We start from the raw sequence: 26443 nt of genomic DNA, 5'->3' as shown, positions 1-26443 counted from the left end.
TGGCGTCTTGGAGCGCTGGTCACGATAATCCCAATCTTATCGCCGCGGCCTCCCAGGCCGCGGCGTTCGTTTTTGGTGCACAACAATTCCGGGCCGCATCGCATATCTCTGTCGCAAAAACGTTGACGATTTATCGATAATTTCTTAGTGATGTCGGAAACGATTGGCGGAGGCGATTTTGTCGGGCATTGCGGCTGGTAGTTGGGACTTCTGGATCGATCGTGGCGGTACCTTCACGGATGTCGTCGGGCGCGACCCATCCGGCGCGCTTCATGCTCGAAAAGTGCTCTCCGAAAACCTCGAAGCCTACCGTGATGCCGCCGTCCACGGCATCAGGCAGCATCTGGGTCTCACTGCCGGCGAAGCGATACCGGCCGGGCTGATCGGCGAGGTGCGCATGGGAACCACGGTCGCCACCAATGCGCTCTTGGAGCGCAGGGGCGAACGCCTCGCGCTGATCACCACAAAGGGTTTCCGCGACGCGCTGCGCATCGGCTACCAGGAGCGCAAGAATATCTTCGCGACGGAGATCATAAAGCCGGAAGCGCTTTATCAGGATGTGGTCGAGCTCGACGAACGCGTACTGGCTGACGGTACGGTCGAGCTTCATCTCGATGAAGCATCGACGGAAGCGGCGCTGCGCGATCTGCGCACTAAGGGCTACCGCGCTGTCGCCATCGTTTTCATGCATGCCTATAAATATCCGGAGCATGAAGCGGTAGCGGCGCGCATTGCCCGCGCCATCGGTTTCGAGCAGGTTTCCGTCAGTCATGAGGTCTCGCCGCTGATCAAGTTGGTCGGCCGGGGCGATACGACCGTTGTCGATGCCTATCTTTCTCCAGTGCTCGGTCGCTATGTGCGCCAGGTTTCGGATGAGCTCGATGTAGCGCGCACCGGCGCGCGCGTCATGTTCATGATGTCCTCCGGCGGTCTGACGGCGGCCGACATGTTTCAGGGCAAGGACGCTATCCTGTCCGGCCCGGCCGGCGGTGTCGTTGGTCTTGCCAAGACCGGTGAGCAGGCGGGTTTCGGCCATGTAATCGGCTTTGATATGGGCGGCACCTCGACGGACGTTGCGCATTTCGATGGCGAATATGAGCGCGCTTTCGAAACGGAGGTTGCCGGCGTGCGCGTTCGCGCGCCGATGATGCTTATCCATACGGTGGCGGCAGGCGGCGGTTCGATCCTGCATTTCGACGGCGGCCGCTTCCGTGTCGGGCCGGATTCCGCCGGCGCCTATCCGGGGCCGGCCTGCTATCGCAATGGCGGACCGCTTGCGGTCACCGATGCCAATGTCATGGCGGGCAAGCTGTTGCCGGACTTTTTCCCGGCGATCTTCGGCCCGAACCAGGACCAGCCTCTCGATGTCGAGACGGTGCGGCAGAAATTTGCCGAACTGGCCGCCGAGATCGGCGATGAGCGCAGCCCCGAAGAGGTGGCGGATGGTTTCATCCGCATTGCCGTTGCCAATATGGTCGAGGCGATCAAGAAGATTTCCGTCCAGCGCGGTTATGACGTGACGCGTTACGTACTGAACTGTTTTGGCGGCGCCGGTGGCCAGCATGCCTGCCTTGTGGCAGACGCGCTCGGCATGAAGAGCATCCTGCTGCACCCGATGTCGGGGCTGCTGTCAGCCTATGGTATGGGGCTTGCCGATATCCGCTCCACCCGCCAGAAAGCGCTCGGCGTGCCGCTTGATGAGGCGGCACCTGAAGCGATTGCCGCACTCGGACGCGAGTTGCAGGGCGAATGCCTGCCGGAACTGGTGGCGCAGGGCGTGGATGTCGAGAAGATCAAGACGGTGCTTCGCGCCCATATCCGCTATGCCGGCACCGATACGCTGCTGGCGGTCGAGGCGCTGTTCCCGCAAGGCGACGATGCGGCGCGGCTTCGTAAGGAATTCGAGGTGCTGCACAAGCGCCGCTTCGGTTTTGTCGCGGAGGATAAGCCGCTGGTCGTTGAGGCGGCCGAGGTCGAATGCATCGGCGGTGCGGCCGCGGAGATCGATGTCGACCGTGGCGAGGCGGGCAGTGGCGAAGCCCCGGCCATCCGTCATATCCGCTTCCATTCGCAGGGCGAGAGCCATAATGCGGCAGTCGTTCAGCGCGACAGCATTATCCCCGGCCAGACGGTGACGGGACCGGCCATCATCATCGAGCCGAACCAGACCATCGTCGTGGAAGATGGCTGGCAGGCGAAGTTGACGGCACGTGATCATATCGTGCTGACCCGTATCAAGGCCCTGCCGGAGCGCACGGCGATCGGTACCAAGGCAGATCCGGTCATGCTCGAGATCTTCAACAATCTCTTCATGTCGATTGCCGAGCAGATGGGCGTGACGCTGCAGAACACGGCCTATTCCGTCAACATCAAGGAACGCCTCGATTTCTCCTGCGCGGTCTTCGATGCGGAAGGCAATCTCGTCGCCAATGCGCCGCATATGCCGGTACATCTCGGCTCCATGGATGCATCCGTCGGGACTGCCATCCGTGAAAACCCGGTCATTCATCCGGGCGATGTTTTCCTGATCAATGCGCCCTATAACGGCGGAACGCATCTGCCTGACCTCACCGTCTGCACGCCTGTCTTCGACGATGCCGGTACGCGCATCCGCTTCTGGGTGGCGAGCCGTGGCCATCACGCCGATATCGGCGGCATTTCGCCCGGCTCGATGTCGCCGCTTGCGACCCATATCGAGGAAGAAGGCGTCTATATCGACAATTTCAAGCTGCTCGATCGCGGTCGTTTCCGGGAAGACGCCCTTGCCGATCTCCTCACCGGTGCGCGTTATCCGGTGCGTACGCTGGCGCAGAATGTCAATGATCTGAAGGCGCAGGTTGCTGCCAACGAAAAAGGCGTGGCCGAGCTTAAGAAGATGATCGGGCACTTCGGCGAGGATGTGGTCGACGCCTATATGGGCCATGTGCAGGATAACGCTGCCGAAAGCGTGCGCCGCGTGCTCGACCGGCTGCCGGACGGCGAGTTTTCCTATGAGATGGATCAGGGCTGCAAAATCGTCGTCAAGATCTCCATCGATCGCAAGAAGCGCGAGGCAACAGTCGACTTTACCGGCACGTCGACGCAGCGGCTCGACAATTTCAACGCGCCGGCACCGGTCACGCGGGCTGCCGTACTCTATGTCTTCCGCGTGCTGGTCGAAGCGGATATTCCGATGAATGCCGGCTGCCTGCGGCCGATCCGTATCCTTATCCCCGAAGGTACGATGCTGACGCCGGCCTATCCCGCAGCGGTCGTCGCCGGTAATGTCGAGGTCAGCCAGGCCGTCACAAACTGCCTGATCGGCGCGGTTGGCGCCATGGCCGCGGCGCAAGGGACGATGAACAACCTGACCTTCGGCAACGACATCTACCAATATTACGAAACCATCTGCTCTGGTGCTCCCGCCGGCCCCGGCTTCAATGGTGCGGACGCGGTGCACACGCATATGACCAATTCGCGTCTGACCGATCCTGAAATCCTGGAGAGCCGTTTTCCGGTCGTGCTCGAGGATTTCCACATCCGTCCGAATTCCGGTGGTCGCGGCCAGTGGCATGCCGGCAACGGCACGCAGCGCACGATCCGCACGCTTGAGAAGCTCGAATTTGCCGTTCTGTCCGGCCATCGCCGCGTTGCGCCCTTCGGCCTGAAGGGCGGCGAGCCCGGACAGACCGGCCGCAACTACGTTCGTCGCAACGACGGTACGATCGATGAACTGAGTGGTGCTGCTCATACAGTGCTGGAAGCGGGCGAAGCCTTCACGATCGTGACCCCGACAGGCGGCGGATACGGGCCACCCGATGCCTGAAGCGTGTTCAGTTAAAATGATTTAGAATCAATGAAATAGAGCCGCGCTCCCATATGTCGAACGCATGTAGGAATGGGGCAGGAGAAACGACGGCAGAATAGAGGAATCTTAGCGATAATTTGTTGACAAATTATCGCTTCCGGCTAACCTGCTCAACGTACTTCAGTTCTGAGATGAGAGAGTTCATTGGATAAACCGAAGGAACGAAAAGCCCCCCGCGAATTGATCGTGTCGTCCGCCCATCTGGCGCTCGGCAGTTCTCCTGCCCTCTCCGAACTTGAATACGGATCGATCCTTTTTTCCCACGCTTTCAATCGCTGGATGGTGCGCTGTATGGCCGCTGCCGGGGTGCCGAGCCTGTCGCCGGTGGAAATCCTCATAATCCATTCCGTCCGTCATCGCGGCCGGCCGAAGACGCTTTCCGATCTCTGCCTCGTGCTCGATATCGAAGACACGCATATCGCCAATTACGCGGTGAAGAAGCTCGATGCGGCTGGGCTCGTCAAAACCGGAAAATCCGGAAAGGAAAAGGTGATCCAGGTCACCGACAAGGGCCTGGAGGCGCTGACGCGCTATTCCGAAATCCGCGAGCGGTTGCTGGTGGAGGCGACCAAGCTCTCAGGCCTTTCACAGGATGAACTCTCCGACATTGCCTCCCATCTCAGAGCTCTGTCGGGATATTACGAGCAGGCAGCGAGGTCAGCGGCAACCTTATGAGTAGATCGACCGAGAGCAACAGCGTTCCCGCTTCCGCCATTCTCTCGGTTCGCTCACTGTCCGTCGACTTCAGGTCCGGCCAGTTTCAGGCCGTCAAATCGCTGAGTTTTGATGTCAAACCAGGCAAGACGCTCGCCATTGTCGGCGAATCCGGCTCGGGAAAGTCGGTAACGTCGAGGGCGATCATGCGCCTCACCGATTTTTCCGGCGGCCGCATCAGCGGCGGCGAGATCCTCTTCCAGAGCCGCAACGGGCCGGTCGATCTGGTGACCGCGAGCCCCGACCGCATCCGGCAGATCCGGGGAGGGGAGATCGCCATGATCTTCCAGGAGCCGATGACCTCGCTCGATCCGGTTTTTTCGATCGGCGACCAGATCGTCGAAGCCATTCTCCTGCACCAGAAGACCACGCGCGCTGAGGCCAATCGTATCGCGCGGGACATGCTGGAAAAGGTTCGCATTCCCGATGCCGATGCGATGATGAAACGTTATCCGCATCAGCTCTCCGGCGGCATGCGCCAGCGCGTGATGATTGCCATGGCGCTGTCCTGCCGTCCCAAGCTGCTGATCGCCGACGAGCCGACGACTGCGCTTGACGTGACAATCCAGGCGCAGATCCTCAATACGATCCGCGAACTGCAGCGTGAGCTCGGCATGGCCGTGATCTTCATCACCCATGACATGGGTGTTGTAGCCGAGATGGCTGATGACGTGATCGTGCTGCGCCACGGCGAAAAGCTGGAGGATGCCCCGGTCCGGGCGCTGTTTTCCAATCCGCAGCATCCTTACACGCAAGCCCTGCTTGCGGCCGTGCCGCGTCTCGGCAGTATGTCGGGCAAGGCGCCGCCGAATAGTGAGGCACTGGAAGCGGCCCGCTTCGACGGCAAGTTGCCGCTGCTGCAGGTCGATGGTCTGACGGCGCGCTTTGCTGCGCGCAGAAGCCTGTTCGGCCGCCTGACGCATCGCATCCATGCGGTTGAAGGCATTTCCTTCGAGATTGCCGCCGGTGAGACGCTGGCACTTGTCGGCGAATCCGGCAGCGGCAAATCGACGACCGGCCGCATGCTGCAGCAGATCATGGAGCCGACTGGCGGCAAGATCCGCTTCCGTGGCCGCGATGTCGCCGAAATGGATCCGCGCGACAAGCGCTCCCTGCTGCAGAAGATCCAGTATATTTTCCAGGATCCTTACGCGGCACTCGATCCGCGCCAGCGGGTGGGTGCCAGCATCGCCGAGCCTATGATCGTGCACAAGCTGCAGCCGGACAAGGCGGCGGTCGAGGCTCGCACGCTCGCCCTGCTCGATCGCGTCGGCCTGCCGCGCGAATACAGAACGCGTTTTCCGCATGAACTCTCTGGTGGCCAGCGCCAACGTGTCTGCATCGCCCGTGCGCTCGCCAGCGATCCGGAATTGATCATCGCGGATGAATCGGTCTCCGCGCTCGACGTTTCGATCCAGGCACAGATCCTGGATCTGCTTCTGGAGTTGCAGCGGGAGCGCGGGCTTTCTTATCTCTTCATCACCCATGACATGGCTGTGGTCGAGAAAATCAGTCACCGCGTCGCGGTCATGTATCTCGGCCAGATCGTCGAGATCGGCACCCGGAAGGAAATCTTCGAGAACCCGCAGCATCCCTATACGCGCAAACTGCTGTCGGCCATTCCTGTCCCCGATCCCGATCGCAACATCGACACCACGCTTCTGACCGGCGCGATACCGAGCCCGGTCCGGAAAATCGGCGATGAACCGGCGCTTCTGCAATACAGCCGATTCTCGTCCTCCCACTTCGTTGCGGCCGAGCCGCAGAAGCTGTCCGAAACCCTCCCATAGGACAGGCCGCACCAGAACAGTCACCGAAAAAGAAAAATGGGGAACTGAAAATGCGATATAAAAATCTCTTTTTTGCCGCCGCAATGTCGGTCCTGCCGCTTGCTGCAACCATCAATGCCGCCCACGCTGCCGGAACACTGACCGTCGCGCTCGAACGCGATGACGGCAGCTGGGATCCGATCGATACGTTCACGCTGACCTGGGGCCGTATCGGCAGCAATATTTTTGACGGTCTCGTCCAGCGCAGCACGGACCTGAAGCTGCAGCCCGGCCTCGCCACAGCCTGGGAATTCCTTGACGACAACAAGCGCATCCGTTTCACGCTGCGCAAGGGCGTGAAATTCCACGACGGTGAGGACTTCAACGCCGCAGCCGTCAAGTTCACCTTCGACCGTCTCCTCGGGCCGGAAGGTGCCAAGGGGCCACAGCAGGCCAATTACACCTCGATCGGCGAGGTCAAGGTCATCGACGATTACACCGTCGATTTCATCCTGAAGAGCCCTGATCCGGTATTGATCACCAAGCTTGCCGGTTATGGCGGCATGATCGTGCCGCCGAAATATATCCAGGAGAAGGGTGACGAATATTTCAACCTGCATCCGGTCGGCACCGGCCCGTTCAAATTCGCCGACTACAAGCCGAAGATCAGCCTGACGCTGGAAGCCAACCCCGATTACTGGGGCGGCGCACCGAAGCTTTCCGGCCTCGTCTACCGCTTCATTTCCGAAGCCGCGACCCAGGTCTCCGAGCTGCAGTCGGGCGGCATCGATATTGCAACGCTCGTGCCGATCAGCCTGATCGATACGATCAAGGGGGATCCCAAGCTGGAAGTGGAAAGCATCACCGGTCCTGACGTCGCCATGCTGCGCTTCAACAATACCGACGGTATCACCAAGGATCCGGCGGTGCGCAAGGCGCTGATCCAGGCGGTCGACCGCGAGGCGATCATCGAGCAGATCCTGCAGGGTAACGGCAACCCGATTGCAAGCCTTCAGAGCTCGCTGTCGCTTGGCTATGATCCCAATCTGAAGCCGATACCCTTTGATCCCGCAGCCGCAAAGGCAGCCCTCGACAAGGCGGGTGTGAAACCCGACACCAGCCTGGAGCTTTCCTTCGTCGGCACCGACGCGACCTTCCGCGAAGTGTCCCAGACGGTCGCCGCCTATCTTCAGGCCGTCGGCATCAATGCCTCGCTGAAGTCCTATGAGACCAACGTCTATTACACCGACATTATCGCGCACGGCAAAACCGGTTCGCTCTACCAGTTTCAGTGGGGCGGTTGGACCTTCGACTTCGACAATACGGCCTATCTGCTCTATCACAGCGGCCAGTTCTGGAATCCCTACATCAAGGACGCCAAGCTCGATCAACTGCTTGAAGCGCAGCGCTCGACCTATAATGTCGATGAGCGCAAGAAGATTCTGGGCGAGGTCGCAGCTTATGCAGCCGACCAGGCCTTCGAGATGCCCCTCTACAACGGCAATACGCTCTACGCGATCAACAAGCGCGTGAAGAACCTGGCGCCGACCCCGGACGTGCGTTTCCGTTTCGTAGACGTATCGGTCGACTAACCAACCCCGCTCGACTGCCTGTCTTGCGGCAGGCAGCCATTTCCTCCGCAGGGTCACGCCATGCCAGCCTATATTGCCAAACGCCTCTTGCAGGCACTTTTCGTCGTGATCGTCGTCACGCTGCTCGTTTCCTATGCGATCCGGCTGTCCGGTGATCCGACAGCCATGCTCGTCAGCGGCGGCGCTGCCGTCACCGAGCAGGATCTGCAGAATATTCGTGTCGGCCTTGGTCTCGACCAGCCGTTCCACATGCAATATTTGAATTTCATCTCCGGCGTCGTCAAAGGCGACTTCGGCAAAAGCTTTTTCGGCGGCACGCCGGTCTGGAACCTGATTGCTCAGGCCCTGCCGGCAACCCTGCTCTTGTCCTTCCTGTCACTCATCCTCTCCTTCGTCATTTCCATCCCGCTCGGCATTCATGCTGCGGTCAAGTCGGGCTCTTGGGCGGATCAGATCGTTCGCATCCTGTCGCTTGTCGGGCTATCATTCCCGAATTTCTGGCTGGCGATCATGCTGGTGCTGATCTTCTCGATCAAGCTGGAGTGGCTGCCGTCCAGCGGCTTTCTGGCCTATTCGGGCCTGGTTCTGCCCTGCCTGACGCTGGCGCTCATCCTCTCGGCGGTCAATGTGCGCATCGTGCGCTCGGCCATGCTCGAGACCCTGTCGGCACAATTCATTCTCGTCTCCCGCGCCAAGGGGCTCAAGGACAGGGTCGTGCTCTACAAGCACGCACTGCGCAACTGCCTCATTCCGCTGCTCACCTTCGTCGGTCTGCAATTCGGTGATCTGCTCGGCGGGGTGGTCATCGTCGAGCGTGTCTTCAACTGGCCGGGCATGGGCAGCCTTGCCTTCGATGCCATCTCGTCGCGCGACTATCCCGTGCTGCAAGGCACGATCACCGTGCTGGCGCTGCTGATCGTGCTGACCAACCTGGTGATCGACATTGCCTATGGCATCATCGATCCGCGCATCGGGAGGAAGTGAGCCATGGCATCCTCTCAGACGAAGTCCCGATCCTTCTTCCGCCATACGCCGCTGGAGCTCATCCTCGGTGTCCTCCTCACCGCCGGAATGGTTCTGCTTGTCGTCTTCTCCGATGTGATATTCGGAACCAAGGCGGACATGATGGATCTTCGCGCCCGACTATTGCCGCCATTCGTCAGCCTCAATCATATTTTCGGTACCGATCCCCTCGGCCGCGACGTGCTGGCGCGCATTGCCGCCGGCGGCAAGATTTCTCTGATCGTCGGATTGCTGTCGGTCACCGGCGCGACCATCGTCGGCACGATCGCCGGGCTGATTGCCGGCTATTTTCGCGGCGTCGCCGACATGATCCTCATGCGCATTGCCGATGTGCAGCTGGCCATGCCTTTCATGCTGATGGCGCTGACCTTCATCGCCATCGTCTGGCCAGGCCTGCCGATCCTCATTTCGCTGATGATTATCGCCCAGTGGGTGCAATATGCCCGTCTGGTGCGCGGTCTCGTGCTCTCCCTGCGCGATCGCGAATTCATCCAGTCGGCGCGAGCGATCGGCGTCGGTCGCATGCGGATCATTCTCGTGCATATCCTGCCGAATATCATCGGCCCGATCATCGTGCTGATGACGCTGAACGTCGCCAATAACATCCTGCTCGAAAGCAGTCTGACCTTTGTCGGCCTCGGCGTCGACGCCTCCATTCCAAGCTGGGGCGGCATGCTCGCCGACGGCCGCACCTATGTGCAGTCGGCATGGTGGGTCAGCGTCTTCCCGGGCTTTGCCATCATGTTCACCGTCCTCGGGCTCAATCTGCTCGGTGACTGGCTTCGTGACTATCTCGATCCGACGAGGGAAAAATGAGCACTATTCTCGATCTCGACGTTCCGCGCACGCTCGACGTGCTTGTTTCCGAGCTGATCGCCAATCCGCCGGGCATCCCGGTTGAAGCGTGGGTCTTCGACGATGCGCCCTCGCGGCAGGCTGCAGAAGAAAAGCTGGCCGCCGTCGGCATTACGGCGCGCATCCGTAGCTCCTACAAGCCGCTCGTCTATTTCTTCCTTGAGGAATTGCATATCGCGTCTCTTGCCAAGGTGGAGATCGGTTATCCCGTTCATTCTGCCGCCGACCCGCAACGCTTCCTGATCGAGGCCTATCCGCTGGCGGCTCTCGTTGGCGATGCCAAAATTGCCTTTCACGCCAACACGCTCGATCTCACCTATGATGTCACGCTGACCACGAAGGTGGGAGAGATGAAGGCCTATACGGTCTTTGCCCCCAACGTGGTGGAGGATGACCATGTCGGCAGGCCGGTGCTGCGTTGCTGCGGCTGGCATAGCGGCGAACGGTTGAAGACCGATTTCGAGACGATGTTTCTGGCAGCCATCGATGCCGTCAGGCAGCAGACATGGGCGCGCAAGCAGCCCTATTTCGACCGGCTGCGCATCACAGTCGACTTACCAGCCAGGGATCTCGATCTCGATTTCTGCAGCGAGAGCATCAGTCTGCGCGAAGCCATGCATGAAGACCTGTTTTTCAGTCTGCGCGAATGCCTGGATGCCGAGATGGGCGCGATGGCGGGGCGGGGCGGCGCAAGGCCGGGCCAGGTCGTTCCCGATATCAGCGGCACCGACGGCAATCCACGCATCGTCATGACCGACGAGGACTTCGGCGAACACGAGGAGACCACAGGCGAGGATATCGATATCGCCACGGCAACGAGACCGCTTAAGATCGGTCAGATCCGCCGCGAACTCGCGAAGATCGAAGGCGAGCAGATCAAGGCCATTTCGCGCGAGGGGCGCGAAGTGCTCGGCCGTTATCACAAGGGGCCGGGGCCAGCCGTGCTCATCTCCTCGGGCCAGCATGCCAATGAGACCAGCGGTCCGGTCGGGGCGTTGCGCGCCGCACAAATGCTCGCTGCCGATCCCAACCAGCACTTTGCCATCGTTCCGGTGGAGAATGTCGATGGATATGAGCTTCATCAGCGGCTGATCGTCGAGAACCCGTTCCATATGCATCACGCCGCCCGCTACACGGCCTTCGGTGACGATCTCTCCTTCACCGTTCCGCCGCCGATCTACGAGCGCGAGGCACGCGGCAAGGCCCTCGAGCTGTCATCCGCCAAGCTGCATCTCAATCTGCACGGCTATCCTTCCCATGAGTGGACCCGGCCTATGTCCGGCTACCTGCCGCGCGGCTTCGAACTCTGGACCATCCCGAAAGGCTTCTTCCTGATTGTCTGCACTCATCCGGGCTGGGAGGCGATCGGCGAGACGATCCTTGAAGAGGTGGCCAAACGTCTGGCCGAGGATAAGAGCCTCGTCGAATTCAATGCCAGGCAGATCGATTGCGTCCGCCTTCACATGCCGAATGCTCCCTTCGAAGTGCGCTACGGCATTCCGGTTCTCAAGCAAGTCAGTTCGCTCTATCAGGCACCGGTAACGATCATCACCGAAGCGACCGACGAGACGGTTTACGAGCAGGCCTTCGTCGATTGCCACGAGGCGCAAACGCGCACCGTGCTCTATGCCGTTGAGGTCTATCGCCGGCTGGCGGCCAACAGCGATTTTCCGTCGGTGTGACGGAAAGCGCAGCGACCTAGTGAGCTGCCGCAGGGGATGGCCTGCGGTAAGCATCGAGTACGGCCTCGATGCCGAGCGCGATCTGCAGCAGTTTTCCATCGCCGCCGACCGGGCCGGTCAATTGCAGTCCAAGCGGCAGATGCCCATCCAGGCCCGATGGCAGGCTGAGGGATGGCTGACCGGTCATGTTGGCGAAGCCGCTGGAAAGCATTTCGCCTTCCTCGCCGTCCTCGGTGAATTCCGGATCCTCGATCGGCGCGGGGAAGGGTACGCTCGGTCCGAGAAGCACGTCCATGTCGCTGAATACCGCTTCGACGGCATTGCGAAGCTTGACGCGGAATTCCTGCGCTCTGATGTAGTCCACCGCCTTCGCTTCGAAACCGGCCTCCACCTGTGATCGCGTGCGTGGCGCATAGCCTGCCGGATTTTCGGCGAAGAGCGGAGCGTGGATCGCGGAGGCCTCGGGGAGAATGATCCGGCGCAATTCCGAATTGGCAAGCGCAAGCTCCGGGATGTCGATGCGCTTGACGATTGCACCCGCTGCTTCAAGCCGCTTGAGTGCTTCGGCGAGATTGGCGGCGACCGCCGGCGTCAACTCGGGACTGTCGCAATGGAATTGCACCGCGCCGATCCTGACGCCTTGCAGCGAAGGCGCAGAAAGTGGAAATGCCCTGCCGGCCAGTACTTCGAGCAACAGTGCCGTATCCGTGACGTCGCGTGCCAGGGGACCGGCGTGATCGAGGCTCCAGGAGAGCGGGAAGACGCCGTTAAGAGGCACCAGCCCGAATGTCGGCTTCAGTCCGACGATGCCGCAATAAGAGGCCGGGATGCGGATCGAGCCGCCCGCAGGGCAGGTTCCAGCCTCTCCAGCCGTTGAATGCTGACGCGCACGACATCGACAGGCGAAAGCGAACCGCTTCTATAGGCTTGCCCGAGCTCGGCTACGCTCATGAATGCGATTTCATCCGCCGTCATCACCGCCCCCGTCATCGGAATACTCCGCCGCATGTCGAGCGGCGGAGTATGATCGCAAATCCGCAATTTGTCAGTTCTTGACCGTGTCTTCCAGGAAGAAACGGCCAAGCGGGTTCTGGTAGAAGTCGTCGACGTTCTTGCGCGCCACGTTGATATAGGGGCTGTAGTAGAGGTCGATCCAGTTGACGTCGTCCTTCGCCGTCTTCTGCAGGTCGATATACATCTGCTCGCGCTTTTTCGGATCGAGTTCCAGGCGGGCCTTGGCGACCAGCTCCTTCACCGCCTCGTTCTTGTAGTTGGTCGAGTAGTTGTTGTTGGAGTCGTGGCCGAGCACGAAGGTCGTCTTCTGGTCCGGGTCGAGAATGTCGTTGGTCCAGTAATTGACGGAGATGTCGTAATCGCCGGCAACGGTCATGTCCCATTCCTGGCTGGGGTCGACCTTCTGCAGGTTGGCGGTGATGCCGGCCTTGGCTAGCTGCTGCTGCACGAGAACGGCCGTCTGCTCATCCACTTCGTCGCCAGCGCGGATCAGGTAGTTCAGCGTTAGATTGGAAACGCCGGCATCAGCCAGCATCTGCTTGGCCTTTTCCGGATCATAGGGGCGCTGCAGATTGTCGGCGTAGTGGTATAGGGCACCCTTCGGAATGTAGGAATTGGCGACCGTGCCCTGGCCGAAGGTGACGGCCTCGACGATTGCCTTCTTATCGATCGCCAGGTCGAGAGCCTGGCGCACGTCCTTCTTGCCGAGATCACCATGCGCATGGTTGATCAGGAGATGATCTTCGCGTGTCGAAGGATCGATCAGCACGTTGAGATTGGCATCCTTCTTCAGCTCCTCGACGCGCGAGAAGGGTACGAAAATGGCCGCATCGAGCTGGCCCGCCTGCACGTTCAGCATGCGGGTATTGTCGTCAGGCACCGAGATCCACTCGACCCCGTCGAGCTTCACCCGGTCCGCCTGCCAGAAATTCGGGTTCTTCTTCAGGATGATACGGTCGCCGCGACGCCATTCCTCGACGGTAAAGGCACCCGACGCGACCGGTTTCTCGCCATAGGCGTCCGCGCCCATGGATTCCATGCCGACCTTGGAGATGACGGAGGCATTCGGCAGTGCCAGCGTCGACAGGAAGGGCGCGGAAGGGTTCTTGAGTTTGATTGTCAGCGTATGCGGGTCAGTGGCGACAGCCGTATCGATCACCTTGTAGGAATCGCTCCAGAGCGAACCCTCGTCATTGCGGATGCGCAGCAGGCTATAGGCGGCGTCCTCGGCCGTCAGCGGCGAACCGTCGGAGAATTTTGCGTCGCGGATCTTGAAGACATAGGTCAGGCCGTCGTCGGAGACCGTCCAGCTTTCGGCAAGGCCGGGCTCCAGCTTGGTGCCGGTCTTGTCGACGCGGATCAATACATCATAGACGTTGGAGAAGACCCAGTTGTCGATGTTCTGCGCCGTCTTGATCGGATCGAAGGTGGTCGAATCCTCGCGGCGGCCGATGGTAAGCACGCCGGCGGCCTCGGCGTAAGATGTGCTGAGCGTCAGGCCTGCAAGAAGCACTGCAAGCCCGATTGATTTCCTTCTAGTGATCATGCGTTCGTTCCCTTCGTTGTTATGGCATGCGTTTGACGGGCAGGACCGACATCAGTTCGTCTTCCGAGCTCGCACCGCTCAGAAGCTGCTTGTCCGGATCGATGTCGGGGATGGCGGCAATCAGCGCCGCGGTATAGGGGTGCTTCGGCCGCGCGAAGACCTCATCCGAACGGCCTTCCTCGACGATCTCGCCGCGATACATGACGACGACGCGTTCGCAGAGATTGCGCACGATCGCCAGGTCATGGGCGATGAACATCAGGGTCAGGTTCATCTTCGCGGTCAGTTCGCGAAAGAGCCCGATGATCTGGGCCTGGATGGTCACGTCGAGGGCTGCGACGCATTCGTCTGCGATGATGAGCTTCGGCTCGACGGCGAGCGCCCGAGCGATACCGGCACGCTGACATTGGCCGCCGCTCATGCTGCGAGGCTTGCGATTGGCGAATTCCCGCTCCAGCCCGACGAGATCGAGCAGTTCACCGATTCGCGCCGGAATGGCCGAGGCTGGAACCTTGCCTTGCACCTTCAGCACTTCGGCAAGCATCTGGCCGATGGTGAGCCGCGGATTGAGGGCGTTATAGGGATCCTGGAAGACCATGGCCGTCTCGCGCCGCAGCTTTGCGAGACCGGCTGCCCGTTGCTGAGCAAGATCGATGCCGCCGAAAGAGACATGGCCTGAGGAAATCGGTGTCAGTCCGAGGACGGCGCGTGCGAGCGTGCTCTTGCCGCTGCCGGATTCGCCGACAATGCCGATGGTCTCACCAGACATGACCTGAAGGCTGACGCCCGAAACCGCACTCACCGTCTTCGTGCTGCCCTTAAAGAGACTGCCACCGGCCTTGAACCGCACATACAGGTCATCGATTTCGAGGAGAGGTTTGGCCGATGCGGCGGGAGAGGCGACTTCCGCAACGGGTACGATCATCTCATCCGGCATGGAAGGATGGCTGTTGATCAGATTGATCGTATAGGGGTCATGGGGCCGCGAGAGGATCGCGCGCTTCGGTCCCTGTTCGAGCAGCCTGCCGCTGCGCATAACGGCGATGCGGTCGCAGGTCTGCGCGACGATGCCGAGATCGTGGGTGATGAGGATGATCGACAGGCCACGCTTGTCGCGGATCTCCAGCAAGAGCTTCAGGATCTGCGCCTGGATGGTCACGTCGAGCGCCGTCGTCGGCTCGTCGGCAATCAGGATTTTCGGATTGCAGGAGAGGGCCACGCCGATCATCGCGCGCTGGCGCATGCCGCCCGAAAATTCGTGCGGATAGCTGTCATACTGGCGCACGGGATCGGGAAAGCCGACCTGCGTCAGGATCTCGATGGCGGCGGCCCGCGCTTCCTTCGCGCCCAGGTTCTGGTGATAGCGGATACCTTCGGAAATCTGGTCGCCGATGCGCATGACCGGGTCGAGATGGCTCGTCGGGTTCTGGAAGATCATGCCGATCTCGCCGCCACGGACATCGAGCATCTCGGCATCGCTTGCCGTCGTCAGGTCGCGTCCTTCGAGCAGGACGGTGCCGCCCTCGATCTTGATCAGCGAGGAGGGCAGCAGCCGGACGAGCGAACGGCAGAGCAGGCTCTTGCCCGAGCCACTTTCGCCAACGAGGCCGAGGATTTCGCCCTTAGCGAGATCCAAGGAAACATGATCGATCAGCGTGCGCACGCCACCATCAAGATGAACCTTGACCGTCAGATCGCGGACGGAAAGCACTGACGCGCTCATTCGTGAACTCCGAGAAGTTCGCCGAGCGCATCACCCAGCATGCTGAAACCTAAGGCAAGGCAGACAATCGAAAGGCCGGGGAAAAGCGTGATCCACCAGGCCGTGGTGATGAAGCTCTGGCCTTCCGCGACCATGACGCCCCATTCGGCAAGCGGCGGCTGCACACCGAGGCCGAGATAACTGACGGCCGCGCCGCTAAGCAGCACCAATGTGGCATCGGACATGGAAAAGACGATGGAGCCGGCAATCGCATTCGGCAGAAGATGGCGGAACATGATGCGGGTGCGGCTGATGCCGAGACTGACGGCTGCGACCGCGTAGTCGCTGCTTTTCAGAACCAGCATCTGTGCGCGGATGAGGCGCGCATAGGAGACCCAGCCGACCAGCGCCATGGCGATATAAAAGCTGCTGAGACCCGGCCCGAGGATTGCGATGATCGACAGCATCAGCACAAGGAACGGGAAGGCGAGGATGATATCGACGAGACGCATGAAAATCGCATCGACGAGGCCGCCGAAGAAGCCGGCGATGGTGCCGACGGTCGTGCCGATCAGGAAGGGGAAGAGGACGCCGATGACGGCGATCTGCAAATCGATGCGTGCCCCCCAGATGACGCGGGAGAGGATGTCACGGCCAAAATTATCCGTGCCGAAGAGATGGGCGAGTGACGGTCCCTGCAGTCGGACATCGGCATTCTGCAGGATCGGATCATAGGGCGCCACCAGCGGGGCCGCGATCGCCAGAAGCAGGAAGAACAGCAGAATGGCCGAGCCGAACACGAGCGTCAGCCGGCGGCCGAGGAAACGGCGCCAGGCGACCGGCTGGGGAGCGATGGCTTCGAGGCTCATAGCTTCACCCTCGGATCAACAGCGACGGTGACGATGTCGGCGATGAAATTGACGAGCACGGTGGCGCACGCGAATGTCATGGCAACGCCCTGCACGACCATGTAATCCCGCGAGAAGATGGCGCGTACCAGCAGTTGCCCCATGCCGGGCAGGGCAAAGACGCTTTCCACGACGACCGTGCCGCCGATCAGCCAGCCGATGTTGACGGCGAGAAGATTGATGGTCGGCACGAGCGAATTCGGCAGCACGTGACGCCAGAAAACGATGCTCTCAGGCATGCCGCGAGCGCGCGCCGCCGTCGCCACATCGGATTTCAAGGATTCGATCATGGCGGAGCGCAGGCTGCGGGTGAGAACCGTAGACAGCGACAATGCCACTGTCAGGCTTGGCAGTATGAGATGGGAGAGCTTGTCGGCCAGTGTCGTGCCGTAGCCGGAGACCGGCAGGACGCCGAGTTCGACGCTGAAGAGAATGATCAGCATCAGGCCGAGCCAGAAGGGCGGAAAGCCGATCCCGAATGTGGAGATGACGCGTACTACATGATCAGGCGCCCGGCCGGAATTGCGGGCGGCAATCGCTGACATCGGCACGGCGATCAGGATCGACAGAATGACGCTGGTCAGCACTAGCGCGATCGTCGGCTCGATGCGGGTTGCGATCAGCGGCAGCACATCGATCTTGTAGAGGATCGACTTGCCCATCTCGCCATTTACGAGGTTTTTGAGGAAATAGAAATATTGCAGCCACATCGGCTGATCGAGGCCATATTGGGCTCGGATATTGGCAAGTGCGGTCGGCGTGGCGCGCGTGCCGAGAATGTTGCGGGCGGGATCACCGGGGATCAGCCGCACCAGAATGAAGGTGATGACACTGATGCCGAAGATAACGGGCAGAAACTGAACCGGCCGGGTCAGTATGAACTTATAACGATGCATGGCGGCGCTCGCCCCCTTGTCTTCGTCGGGTACCGATCACCTTACCCTGCATCAGCTTGCCCTGTGCCGCGATAGAAAATCGACCAGCGCCGGATAATAATCATGCGGATTTTCATAGAAGGGCATGTGGCTGGCATTGGCGAAGACCTTGAGTTCGACGTTCGGCAGGGCAAGCTTCATCCGCAGCGCGCAGGCCGGTGTCAGTTCGTCATGCTCGCCAGTCGTGATCAGCACCGGCGTCGTCACACGCGGCAGGTCGGGAATCCGGTTCCAGTCCTTCAGATTGCCGATATAGAGGAACTCGTTCGGCCCCTGCATGGTTTCGTAAGGCCCCATGTTCCAGTCGTCGAGAGAGCGGCGCACGGGGGCCGGCCATTCCGGCAAGCGGCAGACATGGCGGTAATTGAGGATCGTCACCGCCGCCAGATATTCCGGATGATTGTAGGTGCCCTGCGCCTCGTGTTTCTGCATCATCGCCACCGTCTCCGGACCGAGGGCCGCGCGCAGCCGCTCCAGTTCGGAAATCAGATGCGGCATGTCGGCGACAGTGTCTTCGAGGATCAGCGTCTGCAGGTTTTCCGGATAGGTCAGCGCATAGTCGATCGCCAGCCACCCGCCCCAGGAATGACCAAGCATATGCACTTTGCCGAGGCCGAGCGCCTTGCGCACCGTCTCCGTCTCTTCGACATAGCGGCCGATGGTCCAAAGCGATCGGTCCGTCGGCCGGTCGGAGGCGCCGGTGCCGAGCTGATCGAAAGCCACCACGCGGTAGCCCTTATCGATGAGGCAGGAATGAGCCTCACGCAGGTAGTCGCAGGGCAGGCCGGGGCCGCCGTTCAGGCAGAATATAGTCTCGCTACCGCTTCCAAAACTGTAGGCGACCACCTTATAGCCGTCGACTTCGATTTCATGTCGCGCCTCGGGCTCGATTTCACGCCACATTGACCGCTCCGGCAGAAGATTTCGCTTGCTCAATAATTGGGCATGGCTAAATTTTTACCTTAAACCTCAGTCTTCGCCAGCTATAAGAAGTGATAGGGTGGTAAACCACCGACCGGGAGCCTGCCATGCTTGACGAAATCGGAACGATCAGACGGCAATTCGCCATCCATCAGACCCTTGATGGTCGTATCGATCAGGTTTTCGAGGCGATGAAAGGGATCGGCTTCGAGGCCCTGATCTACGACTACACGCCGGTGCCTTACGACCTCGACGGCGGGATCATGGTCCCTTCGCTCTTGAAGTTGCGCAATATTTCCGAGGACATGCGGGAATACTGGTTCGATCGCGGCTATTTCCGCATTGATCCCGTGCAGCAGGTGGCGTTGCGTACCTCAGCCCCCTTCTTTTGGAATTACGACAGGGATGCGGACACCCTCATCAACCGTTTCATGAGCGACGACACGGCGCCGGTAACGCGCTATCTCAGCGAGCGCGACATGTCGACGGGTGTGACTGTTCCCGTCCATATGCCGCGCGGCGACTATGCGACCGTGACCGGTATTCGCTTCGGTGCCAACAGCGATTTCGAGCGTCATGCACTGCGCTACATTGCCGATTTCAACCTGCTGGCCCATGTCTTTCACGAGGCTGCCTATTCGCTTTTCGACGCCAAGGCGCTGAGCGTCGGGAAGATCCGCCTGACGGAGCGGGAGCGCGAGTGTCTGCGCCATTCCGCCGATGGCCTTTCGGCCAAGGAGATTTCCCGCATCATCGACCGGTCGGTGCCGACAGTCGTCATGCATCTCAATGCCGCGGCCAAGAAGCTCGGCGCCCGCAACCGCACACAGGCCGTGGTGCGCGCCACGCACTACCGTCTGCTGGAAGAACGACCATCCTATAACTTCTGATAGCTGCCTTCACCGTTTCGGCGACGCTATGGTCTTTCATCGTTGCACCTAGGATGGAGAGACTTGTGGCCGCAGTTCCGACGAAGGAAGCCTATCTGCCATTTCGCGAATACCAGACATGGTATCGCATCACCGGTTCACTGGATTCTCAAAAACTGCCGCTTGTCGTCGCCCATGGCGGCCCCGGCTGCACGCATGACTACGTCGATTCCTTCAAAGGTGTAGCCGAGCTCGATGGCCGCGCGATCATTCATTACGATCAGCTCGGCAACGGCAACTCCACGCGCCTGCTTGAAAAGGGACCGGATTTCTGGACGCCGTCGCTCTTTCTCGAAGAGCTCGACGCGCTGCTGAAACATCTCGGCATTCAGGATCGCTACGCCTTCCTCGGCCAGTCCTGGGGCGGCATGCTCGGTGCCGAACATGCCGTGCGCCAGCCGAAAGGCCTGAAGGCGCTCGTCATCGCCAACTCGCCGGCCAACATGCACACCTGGGTGGCGGAGGCAAACCGCCTGCGCGAGGAGTTGCCGCAGGAAGTGCAAGATGCGCTGCTGAAGCATGAGGAAGCCGGCACCATCACCGACCCCGACTATGTCGCCGCCTCGCGTGTCTTCTACGATCGGCATGTCTGCCGCGTCGTGCCCTGGCCGCCGGAGGTCGCGCGCACCTTCGCGATCATGGACGAAGACAATACCGTCTACCGCAACATGAACGGCCCGACCGAATTCCACGTCATCGGCACGATGAAGGACTGGACGATCGAGGATCGCCTGCCGCTCATCGCGGCGCCAACGCTTTTGATCTCCGGCAAATATGATGAGGCGACGCCGCTGGTCGTCAAACCCTATGTCGATCGCGTCAAAGGTTGCGAATGGGTGCTCTTCGAGAATTCCAGCCACATGCCGCATGTCGAGGAAAAGGAGCTTTGCCTCGACGTCGTCTCGGCCTTCCTTACCAGGCATGATTGATCGCTCGGCGGCCTGCGCCGCTGGCGCTGCCCGCGTCTTCTTTACCGCTCGAACGGTTCGCCGAGTGAGGCGACGCCGTTGAGCTTCAGCAGTCGGCGGTCTGCCGAGATGATGCCGAGCACGATGATCGTTACCAGGTAGGGCAGGCAGGCCAGCAGTTGCGAGGGCAGGTCGAGCCCGGTTGCCTGCGCGGCAAGCCCCATCAGCGATACGGCACCGAAGAGGCAGGCTCCGAGAAAGATCCGGCCGGTCAGCCAGGTTCCGAAGACGACAAGCGCAATGGCGATCCAGCCGCGGCCGGCGATCATTCCGTCCGCCCAGAGCGGCGTATAGATCGTCGATGCATAGGCGCCGGCAAAGCCCGCCATCATGCCGCCGAATGCCACGGCGGCGAAACGCACGGCGATAACAGGATAACCGATGGCGTGGGCGGCTTTCGGGTTTTCGCCGACGGCGCGAATGACCAGCCCAACCTTGCTATAGGCAAAACTTGCCCAGATCGCGACGGTCACCAGAAGCGAAAGCCAGACGATGATATCCTGGGTGAAGAGGCCGCCGATGACGGGAATGTCCGAAAGGCCGGGGATGGCTATCTTCGGCAATGCCTTGACCGTCAGGCTTTCATAGCTCTTGCCGAACAGCGCCGACAGGCCCTGGCCGAGAATGCCGATCGCAAGCCCCGTCGCGACCTGGTTTGCGTTGAAGCCAAGGATGACCCCCGCAAAGATCAGCGATAGCAGGATGCCACCGAGCCCGGCCGCGAGAAACGCGAGAATGTGGCCGCCGCCATGATAGACGATGATGAAGGCGATGACGGCGCCGAATGCCATCAAGCCTTCGACACCGAGATTAAGCACTCCGGCGCGTTCGACCACCAGTTCGCCGAGCGCCGCCAGTAGAAAGGGTGTCGCGGCCGCCAGCATTCCGGCCAGGATGAACTCGATGGCGTTCATGTCGGGCTCCTGATGGCGGTCGGTCGCCACGCAAGGCGGTAGCGCACAAAGGCGATGGCGATGAGGTAAATGAGAAGCAGGCTGCCCTGGAAAACGCGCACGGCGGCGATCGGCAGATTGGCGGACACCATGGCATTGTCGCCGCCGATATAAAGTGCGGCCATGACGACCGAGGATATGACGATGCCGATCGGATGCAATCCGCCGAGATAGGCGACGATGATCGCCGCATAGCCGTAACCGGTCGAGATCGAGCGCTGCAGCTGGCCGAGCGGGCCAGCGACTTCGGCTGCACCCGCAAGACCGGCGGCCGCGCCACCGATCAGCAGCGAAAGCCAGATCGCCCAGCCCTCTTTGAAGCCGGCATAGCTTGCCGCACGTGGCGCCAGCCCACCGACCTGCAATTTATAGCCGATGAAGCTCTTCTGCATGAAGATCCACGCGCCAATCGACAGCAGAACGGCAAGGATCAGCGAGACATTGACGCGCGTGCCCTCGATCAGGATCGGCACCATCGCGTCATACTGAAACATGACCGACTGCGGGAAATTGAATCCGTTCGGATCCTTCCAGGGGCCGAGCAACAGATAGTTGAGAAGCTGCGCGGCAACGAAGCTCAGCATCAGCGAGACGAGGATTTCGTTGGCATTGAGCCGGACGCGCCAGAAGGCGGTGAGGGATGCCCAGAGCGCGCCGCCGATGGTGCCGAGCAGCAGCATCGCCGGCCAAATCCATTGACCGGTGGCGTCAGGCCACCAGATCGGAATGGCGGAGGCAAAGATTGCCCCGAGCACGAATTGCCCTTCGGCGCCGATATTGAAGACCTTGGCGCGGAAGCCGATCGCAAGTCCCTGTGCGATAAGCAATAACGGTCCGGTCTTCAGGAGCACCTCGGAGAATGACGCCCAGGAAAAGAAGGGCTCGATCAGCATCGCATAGATGACCGCGGCTGGATCGCGACCCATGGCGATATAGAGGCCGAGATTGAGAGTGATGGTAATGATCAGCGCGATCGGCGGGGCGAGCAGGGTAGCGGCAAGCGAAGCGCGCTCGCGGCGCACCAGTATGGGCAGGGCAGCGAAAAAGGGTCTGCTCATGCGGTGGCCTTCTCGCGCTGTAACTGTGCTCCGATCATGTATCGGCCGATCTCCTCGGGTTTGGTGTCGCGCGTGACGAGCGGCGGGCTCAGCGTGCCGTGATGCAGGACCTGTATGAAATCGCTGAGCTCGAACAGTTCCTCGAGCTCCTCGGAAATGACGAGGATCGCCATGCCTTCATTGCGAAGGGTGACGAGCCGCTTGCGGATCGCCGAGGCCGCACCAATATCGACGCCCCATGTGGGTTGGGCGAGGAAAAGAAGCTTTGGCGCCAGCATGATTTCGCGCCCGACGATGAATTTCTGCAGGTTGCCGCCGGAAAGCGAACCGGCTTCCGCTTCGGGACCGCGCGTGCGCACGTCATAATCCCGGATACAGTTATTGGTGAAGTCGGTTGCCTGCGCCTTGTCGAGAAGGCCGCGCTTGACGAGGTTCAAGGGGTGGGCCGTCAGCAGGCTGTTGAGGGTGAGCGACATTTCGGGAACCGCACCCCGGCCGAGACGATCCTCCGGGACGAAGGCGAAGCCCAGCTGACGACGCGCGGCAGAATCGAGCGTGCCGACATCCTTACCCATCATGAAAATCTGGTCGCGTTGAGCCCGCGGCAGGATGGTTTCGCCCGAAATCAGGCCGGCGAGTTCGCTTTGACCATTTCCCGAAATCCCGGCAATGCCGAGGATCTCGCCGGCGCGCAGGGTCAAGCTGACATTGGCGAGCGGCACGGCGAAAGGATCAGCCGGCCTATAGTCGAGGCCGATAAGCTCCAGACGCTTCTCTCCTTCAGCCAAAGGCAGCGCCGGCATGGGCTCCGGCATGTCACGGCCGATCATCATGCGTGCAAGCTCGTGAGCGTCATGTTCGCGCGGATCGACACGGCCGGTCACGCGCCCGCCGCGCAGGATCGTGGCGCGGTCGCAGAGCGACTGGATTTCCTCCAGCTTGTGCGAGATGAAGAGGATGGAGACGCCGCCGTCACGCAACCGACGCAATGTCTCGAAAAGCTTCTCCACGGCCTGCGGCGGCAGCACCGATGTCGGCTCGTCGAGGATCAGCAGTTTTGGGTCGGTCATCAGGCATCGGATGATCTCCACCCGTTGCCGTTCGCCGACCGAAAGCGAATGCACATCTGCGAGCGGATCGACCTCGAGGCCGAATTCATTCCCGAGCTTGCGAATGCGTTCCTCAAGTTCGCGCGTTTTGCCGGACACGATGAGCCTGATGTTCTCGACGACCGTCAGGCTTTCGAACAGCGAGAAGTGCTGAAAGACCATGCCGATGCCGGCGCGCCTTGCCTCTGCGGGAGAGGCAAGGCTGAGGTTCTGCCCGTTCCAGGCGGCGGTTCCGCTGTCCGGCTGTTCGACGCCGTAGATCAGCTTCATCAGGGTCGATTTGCCAGCCCCGTTTTCTCCGAGAATGGCATGGATCGAGCAGGGAGCGACGTCGAGGTCGATCTGCTGGTTCGCACGGATCTGGCCGTAGCTCTTGGAAATGCCGCGCAGCGACAGGAGCGGGCTCACCATGGTTTACTTCGGCAGCGGCGTCGTGACACCCTTGACGTGCCAGTCCATCGCGACGATCTGGGCGTCCGTCAGCGTCGCACCCGAAGCAGCACCTTCGCTGCCGTCGGCCTTGGTGATTGGGCCGGTGAAGGGCGAGAAGCTGCCATCGGCAATCTTGGCTTCGACTTCCTTGATCTTCGTCATCGTATCGGCCGGGATTGCCGGGTTCCAGTCGACGACTTCGACGACCTTGTCGGCAACGCCGAGGAAGGTGTTGGCGCCCTTGAAGGTGCCGGCGAGATGGGCATCGACCGAAGCCTTGAAGAAGGGCGACCAGTCGGTGGCAACGCAGCCGAGATAGGTCTTTTCGGCATATTTCTTCATCGAGGAGTTTAGGTTGAAGGCATAGATGCCAGCTTCCTCGCAGGCTGAGATCACCGAAGGCGTATCTTGCGCGTTCGAGAAGATCACATCGCAACCCTGCGCAATCAGCGCCTTGGCGGCTTCCTGCTCCTTTGCCGGATCGAACCAGGAATTGACCCAGACGACGGACACTTCGATGTCGGGCTTGACGGACTGTGCGCCGAGCGTGAAGGCGTTGATGGAGGTGATCAGTTCGGGAATGGCGAAGGCCGAAACCGAGCCGAGCTTGCCGGTCTTGGACAAGGCTGCTGCCGCCATGCCGAGCAGGTAGGTTCCCTGGAAATATTTGGCGGCGAAGGGCGAGAAGTTCGGCGCGACCTGGAAGCCAGAGGCATGCAGGACCGTTACCTTCGGATTGCGGCGGGCGATCTGCAGCGCACCGTTCTGATAGCCGAAGGAGCCGGCGATCAGGAAATGGTTTCCATCGGCGACCGTCTTGTTCATGATGCGATCCGCATCCGGCCCTTCGGCGATGTTCTCGAGGATGGTGACCTTCACCTTGTCGCCATAGGCTGCCTTGATCGGATCGAGGCCGGCGGCAAGGGCATGGCCCCAGCCGACGTCGCCGATCGGCGAGGGAACGACGAGGGCGATGCCGAGCGGTTCGTCGGCCGCAAATGCGGAGCGGCCGGCAAAGGCCGTTGCGAGACTGGCGGCAGCCGCATTCTTCATCAGTGTTCTGCGGGTCAGATTGTTGGACATGTCAGTTCCCCTCTTTTGGTTGTTCAGAATTCCACAGTCGCGAGTGCTGCTTCGGCGTCCGCGAAAAGCTTGAATTCGTCGAGGCCGGCGAATTCACCGGCCTGCCAGACGATCCGTCCATTAATCATGGTGAGATCGGTCGGCATGCCGATGCCGACCTTTGCTATCAGGCTCAGCGGGTCATGCCGCGTGCCGACATAGTCCATCCGCCGCGTATCGATTGCAAAGAGATCGGCGGCCATGCCGGGGGCAAGGCGCCCGATATCGCTGCGGCCCAGCAGGCTTGCGCCGCCCGCCGTCGCATAGTTCAGGAAGTCGACGGGTGCCGGGACCGGATGGGTGCGCGTCGATGCTGTCAGGCATTGCAGCATGTAGGCGGAATGGATGCAGTGCATGAGGTTTGAATTGTCGTTCGAGGCAGCGCCATCGCAGCCGAGCCCGATGCGCAGGCCAAAGGCGGACATTGCCGGAATATCGGTCACCTCTGCGCCGACAAGATAGACCGGCTCGGGGCAATGAGAGACACCTGTGCCGCTTGCCGCCATCTTTCGCAATTCGTCGTGTGTCAGCTCCCAGCAATGGGCATAGAAAGTGTCGGGGCCGGCAAAGCCGAGTTCGGCGCAGTAGTCGACCGTACGCATCCCGTACCGTGCCTCGATCACGGGGCTTTCGCCCTCGCCGACATGCGTGTGCATTAGCACGCCGCGATCGCGGGCCAATGCGACCGATTCAACGAAGGTTTCGCGATAACAATTGACTGGCTGGCAAGGCGCGACGACCACCTGCCGCATGCTGAAGGAAGCGGCATCGTGGTAGCTGTCGATCAGCCGGGCGCAATCGGCGATGAACTCATCCGTCGTCTCCAGCATGGCATCCGGGATCGTCGAGCCCTCGGATTTCGGCAGCGTGTTGCCGCCACGCCCCGCGTGGAAACGCATGCCAAGAAGCTCGGCGGCCTCGAACTGGCGATCGATTAGGCGCTTTCCGGCGTGCCGAGGAAAGCAATATTGATGATCGAAGGCCGTGGTGCAGCCATGCTTGATCATCTCGGCCATGGCCGTGACTGACGAATGGTAGAAGCAATCCTCGGTCAGCCGCGAGAAGATCGGGTAGATCCGATCGAGCCATTCGATGACCGACAGCTTCGTCCAGTCGAGATCGGCCCGGTTGCGCACGAAGCACTGGAAGAAGTGATGGTGCGTGTTGACGAGCCCCGGATAGACGAACCAGCCGGTCGCGTCCTGGACGATCGTGCCGGCGGGCAGTGTTTCGGCCGGCAGGTTCGCTCCGATCGCCTGGATCGCCGGACCATCCGTGAGCAGATCGACATTCCGGTGTACGGCCGGGCCACTGCCCTCGTCGACGATGACGGCTGCGCAATTTTTCAGGAGGTAGCCGGCCAT

The 26443-nt window shown here is 60.8% G+C and carries 21 protein-coding genes; 9 read left to right on the top strand and 12 right to left on the bottom strand.

Going from position 1 to position 26443, the window contains the following annotated elements:
• Nucleotides 1–178 precede the first annotated feature (178 nt).
• The 7 genes from FHT82_RS01100 (at nt 179) to FHT82_RS01070 (ending at nt 11482) form a co-directional block, all read left to right on the top strand.
• Nucleotides 179–3805 carry a hydantoinase B/oxoprolinase family protein gene (locus tag FHT82_RS01100; protein WP_183725504.1) on the top strand — a complete coding sequence of 1209 codons (3627 nt, stop codon included), beginning with the start codon at nt 179–181 and terminating at the stop codon, nt 3803–3805.
• A gap of 186 nt (nt 3806–3991) precedes the next feature.
• Entirely contained in the window at nt 3992–4522 is a 531-nt protein-coding gene (locus tag FHT82_RS01095; protein ID WP_183725502.1) for a winged helix DNA-binding protein, read from the top strand.
• Nucleotides 4519–6351 carry an ABC transporter ATP-binding protein gene (locus tag FHT82_RS01090; protein WP_183725500.1) on the top strand — a complete coding sequence of 611 codons (1833 nt, stop codon included), beginning with the start codon at nt 4519–4521 and terminating at the stop codon, nt 6349–6351. Before FHT82_RS01095 ends, FHT82_RS01090 begins: the two co-directional genes overlap by 4 nt.
• An 83-nt stretch (nt 6352–6434) precedes the next feature.
• Complete coding sequence (locus tag FHT82_RS01085) at nt 6435–7922, top strand: ABC transporter substrate-binding protein (protein ID WP_246698069.1); 1488 nt, start codon at nt 6435–6437, stop codon at nt 7920–7922.
• A 60-nt stretch (nt 7923–7982) separates the two neighbouring features.
• Nucleotides 7983–8906 carry an ABC transporter permease gene (locus FHT82_RS01080; RefSeq protein ID WP_183725496.1) on the top strand — a complete coding sequence of 308 codons (924 nt, stop codon included), beginning with the start codon at nt 7983–7985 and terminating at the stop codon, nt 8904–8906.
• A gap of 3 nt (nt 8907–8909) precedes the next feature.
• Complete coding sequence (locus tag FHT82_RS01075; protein WP_183725494.1) at nt 8910–9761, top strand: ABC transporter permease; 852 nt, start codon at nt 8910–8912, stop codon at nt 9759–9761.
• Complete coding sequence (locus tag FHT82_RS01070; RefSeq protein WP_183725492.1) at nt 9758–11482, top strand: M14 family zinc carboxypeptidase; 1725 nt, start codon at nt 9758–9760, stop codon at nt 11480–11482. Before FHT82_RS01075 ends, FHT82_RS01070 begins: the two co-directional genes overlap by 4 nt.
• 16 nt (nt 11483–11498) lie before the next feature.
• Here the strand turns inward: FHT82_RS01070 and FHT82_RS01065 are convergent, their stop codons facing one another.
• The 7 genes from FHT82_RS01065 to FHT82_RS01035 are packed head-to-tail and all read right to left on the bottom strand — an operon-like array spanning nt 11499 to nt 18490.
• Complete coding sequence (locus tag FHT82_RS01065; protein ID WP_210276662.1) at nt 11499–12281, bottom strand: amidase family protein; 783 nt, start codon at nt 12279–12281, stop codon at nt 11499–11501.
• Nucleotides 12278–12472: a hypothetical protein gene (locus FHT82_RS01060; RefSeq protein ID WP_183725490.1), complete on the bottom strand. Its 195-nt coding sequence runs from the start codon at nt 12470–12472 to the stop codon at nt 12278–12280. The genes FHT82_RS01065 and FHT82_RS01060 overlap by 4 nt, the downstream gene beginning before the upstream one ends.
• A gap of 55 nt (nt 12473–12527) precedes the next feature.
• On the bottom strand, nt 12528–14042 hold the full coding sequence (locus FHT82_RS01055; protein WP_183725488.1) for an ABC transporter substrate-binding protein: 1515 nt from the start codon (nt 14040–14042) through the stop codon (nt 12528–12530).
• Nucleotides 14043–14061: 19 nt separating this feature from the next.
• A complete protein-coding gene (locus FHT82_RS01050; RefSeq protein ID WP_183725487.1) occupies nt 14062–15765 on the bottom strand; it encodes an ABC transporter ATP-binding protein in 1704 nt (567 codons plus the stop codon).
• Entirely contained in the window at nt 15762–16613 is an 852-nt protein-coding gene (locus FHT82_RS01045; RefSeq protein WP_183725485.1) for an ABC transporter permease, read from the bottom strand. Before FHT82_RS01045 ends, FHT82_RS01050 begins: the two co-directional genes overlap by 4 nt.
• Complete coding sequence (locus FHT82_RS01040; protein WP_183725483.1) at nt 16610–17548, bottom strand: ABC transporter permease; 939 nt, start codon at nt 17546–17548, stop codon at nt 16610–16612. Before FHT82_RS01040 ends, FHT82_RS01045 begins: the two co-directional genes overlap by 4 nt.
• Nucleotides 17549–17599: 51 nt before the next feature.
• Nucleotides 17600–18490 carry a proline iminopeptidase-family hydrolase gene (locus tag FHT82_RS01035; protein ID WP_183725481.1) on the bottom strand — a complete coding sequence of 297 codons (891 nt, stop codon included), beginning with the start codon at nt 18488–18490 and terminating at the stop codon, nt 17600–17602.
• Between the two features lie 125 nt (nt 18491–18615).
• On the opposite strand from FHT82_RS01035, the gene FHT82_RS01030 reads away from it, so the two are divergent.
• A complete protein-coding gene (locus FHT82_RS01030; protein ID WP_183725480.1) occupies nt 18616–19398 on the top strand; it encodes a LuxR family transcriptional regulator in 783 nt (260 codons plus the stop codon).
• A gap of 53 nt (nt 19399–19451) precedes the next feature.
• Nucleotides 19452–20366, top strand: coding sequence for a proline iminopeptidase-family hydrolase (locus tag FHT82_RS01025; RefSeq protein WP_183725478.1), 915 nt, complete (start codon nt 19452–19454; stop codon nt 20364–20366).
• A gap of 41 nt (nt 20367–20407) precedes the next feature.
• Here the strand turns inward: FHT82_RS01025 and FHT82_RS01020 are convergent, their stop codons facing one another.
• Genes FHT82_RS01020 through FHT82_RS01000 form a run of 5 tightly spaced genes read right to left on the bottom strand, consistent with a single transcriptional unit; the run spans nt 20408 to nt 26443 of the window.
• On the bottom strand, nt 20408–21319 hold the full coding sequence (locus tag FHT82_RS01020; RefSeq protein WP_183725476.1) for an ABC transporter permease: 912 nt from the start codon (nt 21317–21319) through the stop codon (nt 20408–20410).
• Nucleotides 21316–22416: an ABC transporter permease gene (locus FHT82_RS01015; RefSeq protein WP_183725474.1), complete on the bottom strand. Its 1101-nt coding sequence runs from the start codon at nt 22414–22416 to the stop codon at nt 21316–21318. Before FHT82_RS01015 ends, FHT82_RS01020 begins: the two co-directional genes overlap by 4 nt.
• Nucleotides 22413–23936 (bottom strand): ABC transporter ATP-binding protein, encoded by a 1524-nt coding sequence (locus tag FHT82_RS01010; protein ID WP_183725473.1) that lies wholly within the window; start codon nt 23934–23936, stop codon nt 22413–22415. The genes FHT82_RS01015 and FHT82_RS01010 overlap by 4 nt, the downstream gene beginning before the upstream one ends.
• Before the next feature lie 3 nt (nt 23937–23939).
• Nucleotides 23940–25040 (bottom strand): BMP family ABC transporter substrate-binding protein, encoded by a 1101-nt coding sequence (locus FHT82_RS01005; RefSeq protein WP_183725471.1) that lies wholly within the window; start codon nt 25038–25040, stop codon nt 23940–23942.
• Between the two features lie 23 nt (nt 25041–25063).
• On the bottom strand, nt 25064–26443 hold the full coding sequence (locus FHT82_RS01000) for an amidohydrolase (RefSeq protein ID WP_183725469.1): 1380 nt from the start codon (nt 26441–26443) through the stop codon (nt 25064–25066).

This window comes from Rhizobium sp. BK275, from assembly GCF_014193555.1.
GTDB lineage: Bacteria > Pseudomonadota > Alphaproteobacteria > Rhizobiales > Rhizobiaceae > Rhizobium.
This window is presented reverse-complemented; position numbering and strand designations above follow the sequence as displayed.

Excerpts from the sequence above, each read along its gene's own strand:
- FHT82_RS01090 (WP_183725500.1), top strand. The coding sequence starts at position 4,519 with ATGAGTAGATCGACCGAGAGCAACAGCGTTCCCGCTTCCGCCATTCTC.
- FHT82_RS01085 (WP_246698069.1), top strand. The coding sequence starts at position 6,435 with ATGTCGGTCCTGCCGCTTGCTGCAACCATCAATGCCGCCCACGCTGCC.
- FHT82_RS01080 (WP_183725496.1), top strand. The coding sequence starts at position 7,983 with ATGCCAGCCTATATTGCCAAACGCCTCTTGCAGGCACTTTTCGTCGTG.
- FHT82_RS01075 (WP_183725494.1), top strand. The coding sequence starts at position 8,910 with ATGGCATCCTCTCAGACGAAGTCCCGATCCTTCTTCCGCCATACGCCG.
- FHT82_RS01070 (WP_183725492.1), top strand. The coding sequence starts at position 9,758 with ATGAGCACTATTCTCGATCTCGACGTTCCGCGCACGCTCGACGTGCTT.
- FHT82_RS01060 (WP_183725490.1), bottom strand. The coding sequence starts at position 12,472 with ATGACGGGGGCGGTGATGACGGCGGATGAAATCGCATTCATGAGCGTA.
- FHT82_RS01055 (WP_183725488.1), bottom strand. The coding sequence starts at position 14,042 with ATGATCACTAGAAGGAAATCAATCGGGCTTGCAGTGCTTCTTGCAGGC.
- FHT82_RS01050 (WP_183725487.1), bottom strand. The coding sequence starts at position 15,765 with ATGAGCGCGTCAGTGCTTTCCGTCCGCGATCTGACGGTCAAGGTTCAT.
- FHT82_RS01045 (WP_183725485.1), bottom strand. The coding sequence starts at position 16,613 with ATGAGCCTCGAAGCCATCGCTCCCCAGCCGGTCGCCTGGCGCCGTTTC.
- FHT82_RS01040 (WP_183725483.1), bottom strand. The coding sequence starts at position 17,548 with ATGCATCGTTATAAGTTCATACTGACCCGGCCGGTTCAGTTTCTGCCC.
- FHT82_RS01035 (WP_183725481.1), bottom strand. The coding sequence starts at position 18,490 with ATGTGGCGTGAAATCGAGCCCGAGGCGCGACATGAAATCGAAGTCGAC.
- FHT82_RS01030 (WP_183725480.1), top strand. The coding sequence starts at position 18,616 with ATGCTTGACGAAATCGGAACGATCAGACGGCAATTCGCCATCCATCAG.
- FHT82_RS01025 (WP_183725478.1), top strand. The coding sequence starts at position 19,452 with ATGGAGAGACTTGTGGCCGCAGTTCCGACGAAGGAAGCCTATCTGCCA.
- FHT82_RS01020 (WP_183725476.1), bottom strand. The coding sequence starts at position 21,319 with ATGAACGCCATCGAGTTCATCCTGGCCGGAATGCTGGCGGCCGCGACA.
- FHT82_RS01015 (WP_183725474.1), bottom strand. The coding sequence starts at position 22,416 with ATGAGCAGACCCTTTTTCGCTGCCCTGCCCATACTGGTGCGCCGCGAG.
- FHT82_RS01010 (WP_183725473.1), bottom strand. The coding sequence starts at position 23,936 with ATGGTGAGCCCGCTCCTGTCGCTGCGCGGCATTTCCAAGAGCTACGGC.
- FHT82_RS01005 (WP_183725471.1), bottom strand. The coding sequence starts at position 25,040 with ATGTCCAACAATCTGACCCGCAGAACACTGATGAAGAATGCGGCTGCC.
- FHT82_RS01000 (WP_183725469.1), bottom strand. The coding sequence starts at position 26,443 with ATGGCCGGCTACCTCCTGAAAAATTGCGCAGCCGTCATCGTCGACGAG.